At 72.1% G+C, this 11920-nt stretch carries 9 protein-coding genes and 2 tRNA genes; 5 read left to right on the top strand and 6 right to left on the bottom strand.

Features of this window, described 5'->3' with window-relative positions:
• Positions 1 to 28: 28 nt before the first annotated feature.
• Positions 29 to 2149, bottom strand: coding sequence for an ATP-dependent DNA helicase RecG (gene recG, locus GXW76_RS08935; RefSeq protein WP_211861663.1), 2121 nt, complete (start codon positions 2147 to 2149; stop codon positions 29 to 31).
• A 37-nt stretch (positions 2150 to 2186) separates the two neighbouring features.
• On the opposite strand from recG, the gene GXW76_RS08930 reads away from it, so the two are divergent.
• The 3 genes from GXW76_RS08930 (at position 2187) to GXW76_RS08920 (ending at position 6798) form a co-directional block, all read left to right on the top strand.
• Positions 2187 to 2486 (top strand): FAD assembly factor SdhE, encoded by a 300-nt coding sequence (locus GXW76_RS08930; RefSeq protein WP_211861662.1) that lies wholly within the window; start codon positions 2187 to 2189, stop codon positions 2484 to 2486.
• Entirely contained in the window at positions 2441 to 5929 is a 3489-nt protein-coding gene (mfd, locus tag GXW76_RS08925; protein WP_211861661.1) for a transcription-repair coupling factor, read from the top strand. The genes GXW76_RS08930 and mfd overlap by 46 nt, the downstream gene beginning before the upstream one ends.
• 83 nt (positions 5930 to 6012) lie before the next feature.
• On the top strand, positions 6013 to 6798 hold the full coding sequence (locus GXW76_RS08920) for a hypothetical protein (RefSeq protein ID WP_211861660.1): 786 nt from the start codon (positions 6013 to 6015) through the stop codon (positions 6796 to 6798).
• Positions 6799 to 7056: 258 nt separating this feature from the next.
• Here GXW76_RS08920 and GXW76_RS08915 read toward each other — a convergent pair.
• From GXW76_RS08915 to GXW76_RS08895, 5 genes are all read right to left on the bottom strand, one after another.
• Positions 7057 to 7132, bottom strand: a tRNA-Val gene (locus GXW76_RS08915).
• A 60-nt stretch (positions 7133 to 7192) separates the two neighbouring features.
• Complete coding sequence (locus GXW76_RS08910) at positions 7193 to 7852, bottom strand: DsbA family oxidoreductase (RefSeq protein ID WP_211861659.1); 660 nt, start codon at positions 7850 to 7852, stop codon at positions 7193 to 7195.
• Positions 7853 to 7907: 55 nt separating this feature from the next.
• On the bottom strand, positions 7908 to 8747 hold the full coding sequence (locus tag GXW76_RS08905; RefSeq protein WP_211861658.1) for a GGDEF domain-containing protein: 840 nt from the start codon (positions 8745 to 8747) through the stop codon (positions 7908 to 7910).
• 31 nt (positions 8748 to 8778) lie between these two features.
• Positions 8779 to 8866 (bottom strand) — tRNA-Ser (locus GXW76_RS08900).
• Between the two features lie 17 nt (positions 8867 to 8883).
• Positions 8884 to 10284: an MmgE/PrpD family protein gene (locus GXW76_RS08895; protein ID WP_211861657.1), complete on the bottom strand. Its 1401-nt coding sequence runs from the start codon at positions 10282 to 10284 to the stop codon at positions 8884 to 8886.
• A 105-nt stretch (positions 10285 to 10389) separates the two neighbouring features.
• On the opposite strand from GXW76_RS08895, the gene GXW76_RS08890 reads away from it, so the two are divergent.
• Both GXW76_RS08890 and GXW76_RS08885 read left to right on the top strand, forming a co-directional pair.
• Positions 10390 to 11412 carry a lytic murein transglycosylase gene (locus GXW76_RS08890; protein WP_211861656.1) on the top strand — a complete coding sequence of 341 codons (1023 nt, stop codon included), beginning with the start codon at positions 10390 to 10392 and terminating at the stop codon, positions 11410 to 11412.
• Positions 11409 to 11920 (top strand): septal ring lytic transglycosylase RlpA family protein (locus tag GXW76_RS08885; protein WP_338150918.1); only part of this gene is annotated, 512 nt, incomplete at its 3' end. The genes GXW76_RS08890 and GXW76_RS08885, both read left to right, overlap by 4 nt.

The raw sequence follows: 11920 nt of genomic DNA, 5'->3' as shown, positions 1-11920 counted from the left end.
TAAGTCCAAGTGTCGCGGTGCGCGCCATCTATCCGGCATCCAGCGGGGCCATCGACATGTCATGGCCGAAGATCGCGAGCAGCAACCGCGCCGCCTGGCCGCGCGGGCTCGTCAGTTCAGGGTCCCGTTGCAGCAGCACTTCCGCATCGTCATGGGCGATGTGGACCAGGCGGCCGTATTCCTCGGCGTCCTCGCGCGGGTCGAGCAGCCGCGCGCCCGGCAAGCCGGCCTGTCGGGCGCCAAGGGCATCGCCGCCGCCGCGAGCGCGCAGGTCCTCCTCCGCGATCTCGAAGCCGTCCTCGGAGTCGCGCAGGACCAGCAGGCGTCGCCGCTCGCCCTCCGTAAGCCCCGGTGAATGGACGAGCAGGCAGGATGATGGCCGCGACCCGCGCCCGACCCGGCCGCGCAACTGGTGCAGGGCGGCGAGGCCGAAGCGTTCCGCCTGTTCGATCAGCATGATGGTGGCCTCGGGGACGTCCACGCCGACCTCGACGACGGTCGTGGCGACCAGGATCTTCGTGCGCCCGGCGGCGAAATCGGCGAGCGCGGCTTCCCGTACGGCGATGTCCTGCAGCCCGTGCGCGAGTCCCACCTGACCGGGGAAGCGGGCGGACAGTTCGGCGAAGCGATCCTCCGCCGCGACGGAATCGTCACGCTCGGAGCCGGTGATGGCGCGCACCACCCAATAGGCACGTTCCTCCCGCGCGATCGCTTCACCGAGGCGGGCGACCACCTCCGGCAGCCGGTCCTGGCTGACCACGCGCGTGGTGATCGGCTGGCGCCCCGGCGGCTTCCCGGCGAGCCGGCTGACCGCCATCTCGCCCCATTGCGTCAGGAGCAGCGTGCGCGGGATGGGGGTCGCCGTCATCACCAGCATGTCCACGGCATCGCCCTTTTCCGCGAGCATCAGGCGCTGGGCGACGCCGAAGCGATGCTGTTCGTCCACCACGGCAAGGCCGAGGTCGCGGAACGCCACGCCTTCCTGGAACAGCGCATGGGTGCCGAGGGCGAGCGGAATGGAGCCGTCCGCGAGGCCAGCGAGGACGCGTTTCCTCTCCTTGCCCTTCACGTTGCCCGTCAGCAGCGCGACCGGCACGCCGGCGGCGTCGCAGAGCGACTGGAAGGTCCGCAGGTGCTGCCGCGCGAGCAGTTCCGTCGGCGCCATCAGCGCGGCCTGGGTGCCGGCCTCGGCGGCGCGGAGCATGGCCATGACGGCAACCAGCGTCTTGCCGGAGCCGACATCGCCCTGAAGCAGCCGCAACATCCGGTGGGGCGCGGCAAGGTCGGCATCGATCTCGGCGATGGCCTGGCGCTGGGCCTCGGTCGGCTGGTGGCGGAAGGCAGCCAGCGCACGCGCCCGCAGCGCGCCGTCCCCGGCCAGCGACCGACCCGGCCGCTCCCGCGACCTTCGCCGCACCAGGCCGAGCGCCACCTGGCCGGAAAGCAACTCGTCATAGGCCAGCCGTCGCCGCGGGGCCTCGCCGGGGTCGGCCTCCGGGGCCTGGATGGCGCGCAGGGCGGGGGCGAAGCCGGGCCATTTCTCCCGCCGCAGCAGGGGTGCGTCCTGCCATTCCGGCATCTCGGGCAGCAGGGCCAGCGCCGCGCCCATGGCCCGCGACACCTGGGGCAGCGTCAGCGCGCCACTCAGCGGCCAGACCGGCTGGATCAGCGGGATGCCGTCCTCCCGCACCGAGACCTGGGGGTTCACCACCACCCATTCCCCGTGCTCCTCCTTCAGCGCGCCGGCGAACCAGCGATGCGCGCCCACCGGCAGGGCCTTTTCCGCCCAGGCCTTCTGCCAGTTCATCAGGAAGGCGGTCAGCGGCTCGCCGCCGGCCTCGCAACGGAGGCGCACATAGGGCCGCCCCTGGGCGGAGCGCCCCGCCTTGTGGGAACCGACGGTGACCGCGACCAGAACCTCGCCCTCGGCCGGCGCCTCCGAGGGCCGGACGATCCGGCGGCGGATCATGTAGCGCTCGGGCAGGTGCAGCAGCAGGTCCAGTACCCGCGACCCGCCGGCGGCCTTGGCGATCAGGCGGGCCTCGTTCTCCTTCACGCCCTTGAGGTCCACGAGCGGCGCCATCAGCGGCGCCAGCGCATCGGCACCCTGCGGCGAAGTCGGGTCTGTGCGGGCTGACACGATTCCCATCGGCCTCTATATGCCAGCCGGAAACGTTCCCGCCGACATGCCAGACACCCCGGATCTCGATTCCCGCCGCCGCCGCCTCGTCTTCCGCGCCCTGCACCGCGGCACGAAGGAAGCCGACCTGATGATCGGCGGCTTCGTCACCCGCAACATCGCCGCCTTTTCCGAGGCCGAGCTCGACGAGATCGAGGCGGTCCTCGAACACTGGGACGTGGACCTGGCGGATTGGCTTTCCGGCCGCCGGCCCATCCCGCCGGAGGCCGATACCCCTATGCTCCGCCGCATGGCCGCCGAATGCGGGCAGAAGGGCTTCGGCGTGCCTCCCGGAGCCGAGAGGTGAGGGCCGTCCCGGTCCACGGCGCCCCCGAAGGCTTCGACGCCCTTCTCCTGTGCCGCCGCCGGGCGGAAACCGACGCGCCGGTGGTCCATGTCTGCCGCGACGACGCCCGCATGGCCCGCATGGCCGAGGCGATCGGCTTCTTCGCCCCCGAGGTCGAGGTGCTGCGCTTCCCGGCCTGGGACTGCCTGCCCTACGACCGCGTCTCCCCGAACCCCGAGATCGTCGCCGAGCGCGTCGCCACGCTGACGCGTCTGCTGGAGAAACCCGCGCGCCCGCGCATCCTGCTGACGACCGTGAACGCCCTGGCCCAGAAGGTGCCGCCGCCCGCGACCTTCGAGGGCGCGACGATGCACCTGAAGAAGGGCGGCCGGGTCGAGCCGGAGGCCCTGACCACCTTCCTGGAAGCCAATGGCTACCACCGCACCGGCACGGTGATGGAGCACGGCGAATACGCGGTGCGCGGCGGCATCGTGGACCTCTACCCGGCCGGCGAGAACGACCCCGTCCGCCTCGACCTCTTCGGCGATGAGATCGAGGACATGCGCCGCTTCGACACGGGGACGCAGCGCAGCGGCAAGGTCGTGCCGGAACTGCGCCTGCGGCCGGTGGGGGAAGTGTTCCTCGACGAGGAATCCCGCGCGCGCTTCCGCACCGCCTATCGCGACCTGTTCGGCGCGGCGGCGGCGGAGGACCCGCTCTATGTCTCCGTCAGCGCCGGCCGGAAGCATCCGGGCATGGAGCACTGGGCCGGGCTGTTCCATGAATCCATGGCGGCCCTGCTCGATTACGCGCCGGGTGCCTCGGTCAGCCTCGACCACCAGGCGGACGAGGTGGCGACCGCACGCTTCGAGATGGTGGCCGACCACTACCAGGCCCGCCGCGTGCCCGTGCGGGTGAGCGAGGGCGAAGTACCCTACCGCCCGGCGCCGCCGGCGACGCTGCACCTTGACCGCGAGGGCTGGGACGAGATGCTCGCCGGCGGCCCGGTGCTGCAATTCAACCCCTTCGCCAAGCCGGACGGCACCGACGGCATCGAGGCCGGCGGCCGCCCCGGCCCCTTGCTGACCGAAGCGCGCACCGCCGGCGAGAACGTCTTCGCTGCCTATGCCGGGCTCGCCGCCGGGCAGGTGAAGGCAGGGCGCCGCCCGCTGCTCGCCGCGTGGACGAAAGGCTCGCGCGAGCGGATGGCGAACCTGCTGCGCGAGAACGGCGTCGCCGCCGCGCCGGCCGAGGATTGGAAATCCGCCCGCGCCCTGCCCGAGGGCGTCGTCGCCCTGGTCGTCATGGGGCTGGAGCGCGGCTTCGTCGCGGACGGCATCTGCGTCACGGCGGAACAGGACATCCTCGGCGAGCGCATCGCCCGGCCGCCGCGCCGCCGGCGCCGCGCCGACCAGTTCATCGCCGACGCCACCGAGATCGCGGAAGGCGACCTCGTCGTCCACCAGGACCACGGCATCGGGCGGTACGAGGGGCTGATCACCATCGAGGTCAGCGGCGCGCCGCATGACTGCCTGAGGCTGACCTATGACGGCGGCGACCGGTTGTTCGTGCCGGTCGAGAACATCGAGATCCTCTCGCGCTTCGGCACCGAGACGGCCGGCGTCGCGCTCGACAAGCTCGGCGGCGTCTCCTGGCAGAACCGCAAGGCCAAGGCGAAGTCCCGCATCCGCGACATGGCGGGCGAGCTGATCCGCACCGCCGCGCTGCGCCGCATGAAGGACGGCGTGCTGGCGACGCCGCCCGAGGGCCTGTGGGACGAGTTCTGCGCCCGCTTCCCCTTCGCCGAGACCGAGGACCAGGCCCGCGCCATCGCGGACGTGCTGGAGGACCTTTCCGCCGGCCGCCCGATGGACCGCCTGATCTGCGGCGATGTCGGCTTCGGCAAGACGGAGGTCGCGCTGCGCGCCGCCTTCGTCGCGGCGATGAGCGGGTCGCAGGTCGCGGTTGTCGTGCCGACCACGCTTCTCGCGCGCCAGCATGCGCGCACCTTCGCCGCGCGCTTCCAGGGCTTCCCGGTGAAGGTGGCGCAGCTTTCGCGCATGGTGACCGCGAAGGAAGCGGCCGAGGTGCGCGCGGGGCTGAAGTCCGGCGACGTCAGCATCGTCGTCGGCACGCATGCGCTGCTCGCGAAGTCCGTGGAATTCGCCGACCTCGGCCTGGTGATCGTGGACGAGGAGCAGCATTTCGGCGTCAAGCACAAGGAGGCGCTGAAGTCGCTCAAGGCCGACGTGCATGTGCTGACGCTGACCGCGACGCCCATCCCGCGAACGCTGCAACTGGCCCTGACCGGGGTGCGGGAGATGAGCGTCATCGCCACGCCGCCGGTGGATCGCCTCGCCGTCCGTACCTTCATCATGCCCTGGGACCCGGTGGTGCTGCGGGAGGCCATCCAGCGCGAGCGCTTCCGCGGCGGCCAGGTCTTCTGCGTGGTGCCGCGCATCGAGGACATGGCGAAGGTCGCCGAACGCCTGGCCGAGATCGTCCCCGAGGCGCGCGTCGTCCAGGCCCATGGCCGCATCAGCCCCACCGAGTTGGAACGGGTGATGACCGAGTTCGGCGACGGCAAGCACGACGTCCTGCTCGCCACCAACATCGTGGAATCCGGCCTCGACATGCCGGCGGTGAACACGCTGCTGATCCATCGCGCGGACATGTTCGGGCTGGCGCAGCTCTATCAGCTTCGCGGCCGCGTCGGGCGCGGCAAGCTGCGCGGCTACGCGTATCTCACCTGGCCGCAGTCGCATCGCCTCTCCGCCGCCGCGGAGAAGCGGCTGGAAGTGATGCAGACGCTCGACAACCTCGGCGCGGGATTCACGCTGGCCTCGCACGACCTCGACATCCGCGGCGCCGGCAACCTGCTCGGCGAGGAGCAGTCCGGACAGATCCGCGAGGTCGGCATCGAGCTGTACCAGCAGATGCTCGAGGAAGCGGTCGCCGACATCAAGGCGGGGCAGGGGAAGGGCGAAGGCGAGAGCGAGCGCGACTGGACGCCGCAGATCAATCTCGGCCTGCCGGTGCTCATCCCGGAGGACTACGTCGCCGACCTGCCGGTGCGCCTCGGCCTCTATCGCCGCATCGGCGCGCTCGCGACCGATGGCGAGAACGACGCCATGGCGGCCGAGCTGGTGGACCGCTTCGGCCCGCTGCCGCACGAGGTCGAGAACCTGCTCCAGGTCGTCGCCATCAAGCGGCTGTGCCGCGAGGCGGGGGTGGACAAGCTCGATGCCGGGCCGAAGGGGGTGGTGGTCTCCTTCCGCGGCAACCGATTCTCGAATCCGGGCGGGCTGGTCGCCTGGGTGCAGGCGCAGAAGGGGGCCGTGAAGCTGCGGCCCGATCACAAGCTCGCGCTTCTGCGGGAGATGGACCTCGGGCATCGGGTCAAGGCCGCGCGCGACCTGCTGGCGGGCCTGGCGAAACTGGTGCGGCAGGCGCGCGCGGCCTGACGTTGCGGAATCGTCGAGGGGGCGGTTGCCAGCCGCGCAGCACGGCCCTAAGCGGAATGCCGTTCCGACTGAGGTCCGTGCGCATGTCCTTCGCATTCCGCCCGGCGGCCCGCCTTGCTTCCCTGGCGGCCACCGCGTTCCTGCTCGTTGCCGGTGGTCCGCCGCCCGAACGGCGCACCATGCCGCGGCAGGAGGCGCTGCCCGCGCAGGCCGCGCAGCCGGTCTCCGAGCCCGCGCCGGTGCCTGGGGTGGTCGCGGCACCCGCGGCGGCCACGGCCTCCGTCGCCGGACCCGACCTCTCGGGCCTTTCGCCCGGCGATCGCGCCCGCGCGCTGGCCGATGCGCGGCCCTGGTCCGCCACGCTTTTCCTCGGGTCCTCGGTGGCGGACGGCAAGCTGCGCGACCTGATCGTCGCGCCCTGGTCCGGGTCCTGGGGCGACGACACGCTGGCGGGCGGCGCGGTCCAGTACCGCGTCGCGCGCTTCTGGCGCTTCTTCATGGTCGATCTGGAGGCCGGCGGCGTCTACCGCTTCGGCGACACGGAAGGTGGCGAGTTCTGGGCCGCGGCCTATCTCCGCTACGATGGCTTCCCCTGGACCGATTACGTCTACACGACCTTCGGCCTGTCTTTCGGCCCCGACTACGTGACGCGCCTGCCGGGCGTCGAGCGCGGCACCGACCTGCGGCCGGAGCAGAACCAGTCGCACTGGCTGAACTTCTTCTCGCCGGAGCTCACCGTCGCGCTGCCGGACTACCCGCAGTACGAGGTGGCGTTCCGCTACATGCACCGCAGCGGAATCTTCGGCACGTACAATGGCGTGTACGAAGGCGCGAACTCCTTCGTCCTGGGCTTCCGCTACCGGTTCTGAAGGCGCGCGCGGCGCCCAGCGCACCATTGATGACGCAGCAGCGGCCCGGGGCACTGTCCCGGGCCGCAAGCGTGTCCGGGAAGCGCCACATCGTCGAAGCCGGGATCATGCGGCCCGAGGCCCTGCCTCGGGCCGGGAGCGCGCATGCGCGACCGCGCCCAGCCCGACAGTCGCCGCCAGCGCAACAGCGCACGGCGCGAAAGCCAAGCCGCGCGGATGCGCGGCGCCGGCGCCTGAGGATCAAATAAAGAGGGGAAATGGTGGGCGCACGTGGGATCGAACCACGGACCTCCTGCGTGTCAAGCAGGCGCTCATACCACTGAGCTATGCGCCCCCCGTCCTGGCGGGGACGCCTCCTTAGACGCGGTGCGCGCGACGCGCAAGGCCCCGCGCGTCAATCTTCCACAAGCGCGACGTCGATCAGGCGTTCGAGCACTTCGGGCTCCTGCGCGCCGGCGATCGCATGGCGGCCGGCGATGACGAAGCAGGGCACGCCGTTGATGCCGAGGCGATGCGCGCGGAGGTTTTCCGCATGCACCGCATCCGCCTCCGCGCCCGAATCGAGGAAGCGGTGCACCGACGTCGCTTCGAGACCGATGCGCATGGCGAGCCGCACCAGCGTGTCGGTGTGGCCGAGGTCCGCACCTTCGGCGAAGTACGCGTGGAACAGCGAATCCACCATCGTCTGCGCCAGGCCTTCCCGCGCGGCGAAGCGCACCAGGCGATGCGCGTCGAGGCTGGAGGGCATGCGCAGGATGCGCTCGAAGCGGAAGGGCACGCCCTCGGCGCGGCCGAGTTCCGAGATCGTGGCGTGCAGGCGCCGGGCGCGCTCCTCGCCGCCGAATTTCCGCGTGAGGAATTCCTGGCGCGGCAACCCCCCCGACGGGATGTCGGGATTGAGCAGGAAGGGCCGCCAGGTGATATCGGCCAGGATGTCGGGGCGCGCGCGCAGCGCCCGTCTCAGGCGGCGGGTGCCGAGGTAGCACCACGGGCAGATCAGGTCGAAGACGACTTCGATCTGCAGCCGGGCGCGGGGGGGCGCAAGCAGGTTCACGCCGCTGACGATAGTCCCATTCCCGTGGCCGGGGAACGGTGCCGGGTGGGTGCCGTCAGACCGGCTCGGCGGTGCGCATCGGCGGGGGCTCGGCCACCATCACCTGGTCGCCGCCGGCCCTGCGGGCGGCGACCAGTGCGGCCTCGCTCGCGGCGAAGGCCTCGTCCAGGGCGGCGGAGGCAGGGCCGCCGCCGACCAGGGAAATGCCGATGCTGACCGTCAGGCGGCGGCCATCCATGGCGGGGTGGGGCAGGCGGACGGAGATCTCCTCGCGGAGCCGGTCGCCCACGGTGCGCGCGGCCTCCGCCCCGGGCAGCAGGGCGCCGAGGACCTGCGGCCGGAGGTGGCCGGCCACGTCACCGGCCCGGGTCGCGTCCCGGAAGGCGGTGGCGAAGTCGCGCAGCACCTCGGCGACGGCGCCGGGGCCGCGCTGTTCCTCGATCTCCGCCAGGCCGTCCACGGCGGCGGCGATGACGGAACAGGGAACGTCCTCGCGCCGGCTGCGCGCCAGCGCAGGCGCGACCTGGCCGAACAGCGCGGCGCGGTTCGGCAGCCCGGTGCCGGGGTTGAGCGGGGAGGAGGTCGTGGCGGCGCGCCGGGCGGCGTCCTGGCGCCGCAGGCCGGCCAGGAAGGCCACCAGCAGCACGGGCAGCATCACATCGGGCAGCAGGTGCAGCCAGCCGGGCAGGCCAGCGGGGGCGGGGGCGCCGAAGACGCCGCCCGTGGCAAGTGCCGCAGCCACCACGCAGGCGGCCGCGCCGAGGGTGGCGAACATGAAGCGCCGGGGCGCGTGCCGCGATTGCCAGCCTGCATGGAAGCCGGCCGCCGCCGCGCCGAGCGAGATCGCGGCGACCGCGATGCGCAGCACGACCAGGAGGTCCGCGCCGGGGCTCACGCGCGCGGCCCGGCGGGGTGGGGCCGCGCCATGGCGGATGGGGTGGGATTCGAACCCACGAGGGCTTGCACCCTGGCGGTTTTCAAGACCGCTGCCTTAGACCGCTCGGCCACCCATCCGGACGCCACGTGCCGGGTTACTCGCCCGCCAGGCGGGCGGCCATCATCGGCGCGCCGAGCCGCAGCATCCCGTGCACGTCGGCGGCCTTGTCGAGGTTCAGCACCGCATCGGCAAGCTGGCGGGCCCGATCCGCGCCGAGAACCGAATCCGCGAGGCCGTGGAACTTCGCCCGCAGTTCGTCTTCCGTCAGGAAGTTGGCGGGCTCGCCCTTCGGGATGTTCACCTTCTTCACGAAGGTCTGGCCGCGCGCCTTCACCGTCAGCTTGCCGGACATGAATTCCGGGAAGTCGGCCTCCACCTCGGCATCCTCCTGCGGGAGGATCTTCTTCATCAGGCCGCGCAGGTCGGCATCCTGCAGCCAGGCGTAGGAGTCCCAGCCGAAATGGCCGCGGGCGAGGGCGCAGGCAACGACGAAGGGGCCGCTGAACTGGCCGTCCACGATGTTCTGCGGGTTCTGCTTGTACTGCGTCGGTGCGCCAACCAGCAGCATGCCCTTGTTGGGCAGGCCCATGGTCACGCTCTCGATCTCCTCGGTCTTCAGCCCGAGCTCGGCGCGCAGCGCCAGCGCCGCATCGACGTTGGCGTGGCCGTAGCGGCAGGACGGATAAGGCTTCACCGCCGTCTCCATCAGTTCCCACTCGGAGCCAAGGCCTTGCAGGGCGCGCTCGGGCTTCGGGTTGGGGGCATAGGCGCGCAGGAAGCCGGCGCGGCCTTCCAGCGCCTCGCCGGCGCCACGGAAGCCTTCGCGCGCCAGGCAGGCGGCGGTGAGGCCGTTCAGCGCCGACCAGCCGACCTGGAAACGCTTCGTCCAGGCGCCGTTGTTGAGGAACTGCAGCGAGCCCGCCGCCTGGGAGAGAGCGATGCCGAAGGCGCTTTCGACCTGCTCCGCCGAAAGACCGAACACGCGCGCCGCCGCCGCAGCGCCGCCGAAGGCGCCGCAGGTCGCGGTCGGGTGGTAGCCGCGCTCGTAATGGTCGCCGCCGGGCAGCGACAGGGCGAGGCGGCACGTCACCTCATAGCCCGCGACGATCGCGGCGAGCACGGTCTTGCCGTCGGCGCCCACCATCTCGGCGGCGGCGAGCGCGGCCGGGATCACCGGCGCGCCGGGATGCAGCGTGCCCGCGGCATGGGTGTCGTCGAAGTCGAGCGAATGCGCCGTGGTGCCGTTCACCAGCGCCGCGCCGGCCGGCGTGTAGCGCGCCGAATCGCCGAACACGGCGGCGGAGCCGGCGGCGAGGCCGAGCGCACGCACCGCCGCGAGCAATGGCGCCGTGCTCTCCGTATCGTGACGTCCGCGCAGCATGTTGCCGACGAGGTCGAGCACGAGGAAGCGCGTCCGCTCCTGGACCTCTGCGGGCAGGGATTCGTAGCGGATCGCGGCGGTAAAGGCGGCGAGTTCGCGCGTGACGGCAGCCATTGCGTTGTCCTCCGGGAATGGGCCGGACCTTATCACTCCGGTCGGTGGCGCCAAGGCATGCAACAGGTGTTTGCATCCGCACCGCGCGCATGGCACGTCCGGGCCATGATCGCCCGTCGCCTTTTCCTCGCCGCCGCGCCGCTTGCGGGATGCACCGCCGCCGCCAACCCGCCGGCCGCATCGGCACCGGTCTCGGCCGAGGCGGCGCCGATGGTCGAGCCCGTGTCCTCCGTCCCCTTCGACCGTTTCGTCGATGGGGTGAAGACCGAGGCCCGCCGGCGCGGCATCTCGCAGACGACGCTGGCCGCGGCTTTCGCCGGCGTGCGGCCGAATTCCCGCGTCATCGAACTGGACCGCCGGCAGGCCGAGGGCGGGCTGCCGTGGGAGGAATACCGCGACCGCATCATGGTCACGCCGACCCGCATCCAGAACGGCCAGCGGCTGTATCGCGAGAGCGCCGACCTGCTGCGCCGGATCGAGCAGCGCTACCGCGTCTCACCGCGCGTCGTCGTCGCCATCTGGGGCGTGGAGACGAATTTCGGCGGCAATACCGGCGGCTTCAGCGTGGTCGAGGCGCTGGCGACGCTCGCCTGGGAAGGCCGCCGCGCTTCCTACTTCCGCAACGAATTATTCGCCGCGCTGAAGATCCTCGACGAGGGGCACATCCGCCCGGACCGCATGCGCGGCTCCTGGGCCGGCGCGATGGGGCAGCCGCAGTTCATGCCGTCCAACTTCGACCGGCTCGCGGTGGATTTCGACGGGGACGGGCGGCGCGACATCTGGGAGAACCGGGCCGATGCGCTCGGCTCGATCGCCCACTACTTCCAGCGTTCGGGCTGGCGCGAGGGCGAGCCCTGGGGGCGGGAGGTGCGGCCGCCGCCGGGCTTCAGCCTCTCCGGCGCCGATACCGAGAGCCGCCGCCCGCTGCGCGATTTCGCGCGCATGGGCTTCCGCGACGCCAACGGCAACCCGCTGCCGACCGATGGGCCGGAGGCGAGCATCGTCCTTCCCAGCCGCGGCAGCGGGCAGGTCTTCCTCGGCCACCACAACCTGCGCGTCATCCGGCGGTACAATTCCCCGGTGAACTACGGTCTCGCGGTCGGGCTGCTGTCGGACCGGGTGGGGTGAGGGCGCCGCTCCTTCTCCTCGCCGCGCTGCTGGCCGGCTGCTCGGGCACGCCCGCCCGCTACACGGTCGGCGACGCCTACAGCATGGGCGGCGTCTGGTCCTATCCGCGGGAGGATTTCTCGCTCGTGGAGACCGGCCTTGCGACACGCCATGCCGGGCCCGGCTGGGGCGAGCGGACGGCGAATGGCGAAGCCTGGAGCGACGGGCGCGCGCTCGGCGCCCATCGCACGCTGCAACTGCCGGCGGTGGTGACGGTGACGAACCTCGAGAACGGGCGTTCGCTGACGCTGCGCGTCAATGAGCGCGGGCCGGTGCGGCGGGGGCGCGTGATCGGGCTGTCGGCGCGGGCCGCCTCGCTGCTCGGGGTGCCCGAGGGCGGCACGGCGCAGGTGCGCGTCACCGTGGATGGGGACCGCAGCCGCGCCCTGGCCGACGCGGTGCCCGGCCGGCAGGTGCCGGTGGTGGCCATCGAGACCGCGCCGCGCGCCGCGGTGGCAAGCGAAAGCCT

It is taken from the genome of Neoroseomonas soli, from assembly GCF_018129065.1.
GTDB lineage: Bacteria > Pseudomonadota > Alphaproteobacteria > Acetobacterales > Acetobacteraceae > Neoroseomonas > Neoroseomonas soli.
Note: the sequence above shows the minus strand (reverse complement) of the source record. Positions and strands in the feature narration are given on the sequence as shown.

Bases quoted from the DNA above. Each gene is read 5' to 3' on its own strand.
- recG (WP_211861663.1), bottom strand. From the start codon at position 2,149: ATGGGAATCGTGTCAGCCCGCACAGACCCGACTTCGCCGCAGGGTGCC.
- mfd (WP_211861661.1), top strand. From the start codon at position 2,441: ATGCGGGCAGAAGGGCTTCGGCGTGCCTCCCGGAGCCGAGAGGTGAGG.
- GXW76_RS08920 (WP_211861660.1), top strand. From the start codon at position 6,013: ATGTCCTTCGCATTCCGCCCGGCGGCCCGCCTTGCTTCCCTGGCGGCC.
- GXW76_RS08895 (WP_211861657.1), bottom strand. From the start codon at position 10,284: ATGGCTGCCGTCACGCGCGAACTCGCCGCCTTTACCGCCGCGATCCGC.
- GXW76_RS08930 (WP_211861662.1), top strand. From the start codon at position 2,187: ATGCCAGACACCCCGGATCTCGATTCCCGCCGCCGCCGCCTCGTCTTC.
- GXW76_RS08890 (WP_211861656.1), top strand. From the start codon at position 10,390: ATGATCGCCCGTCGCCTTTTCCTCGCCGCCGCGCCGCTTGCGGGATGC.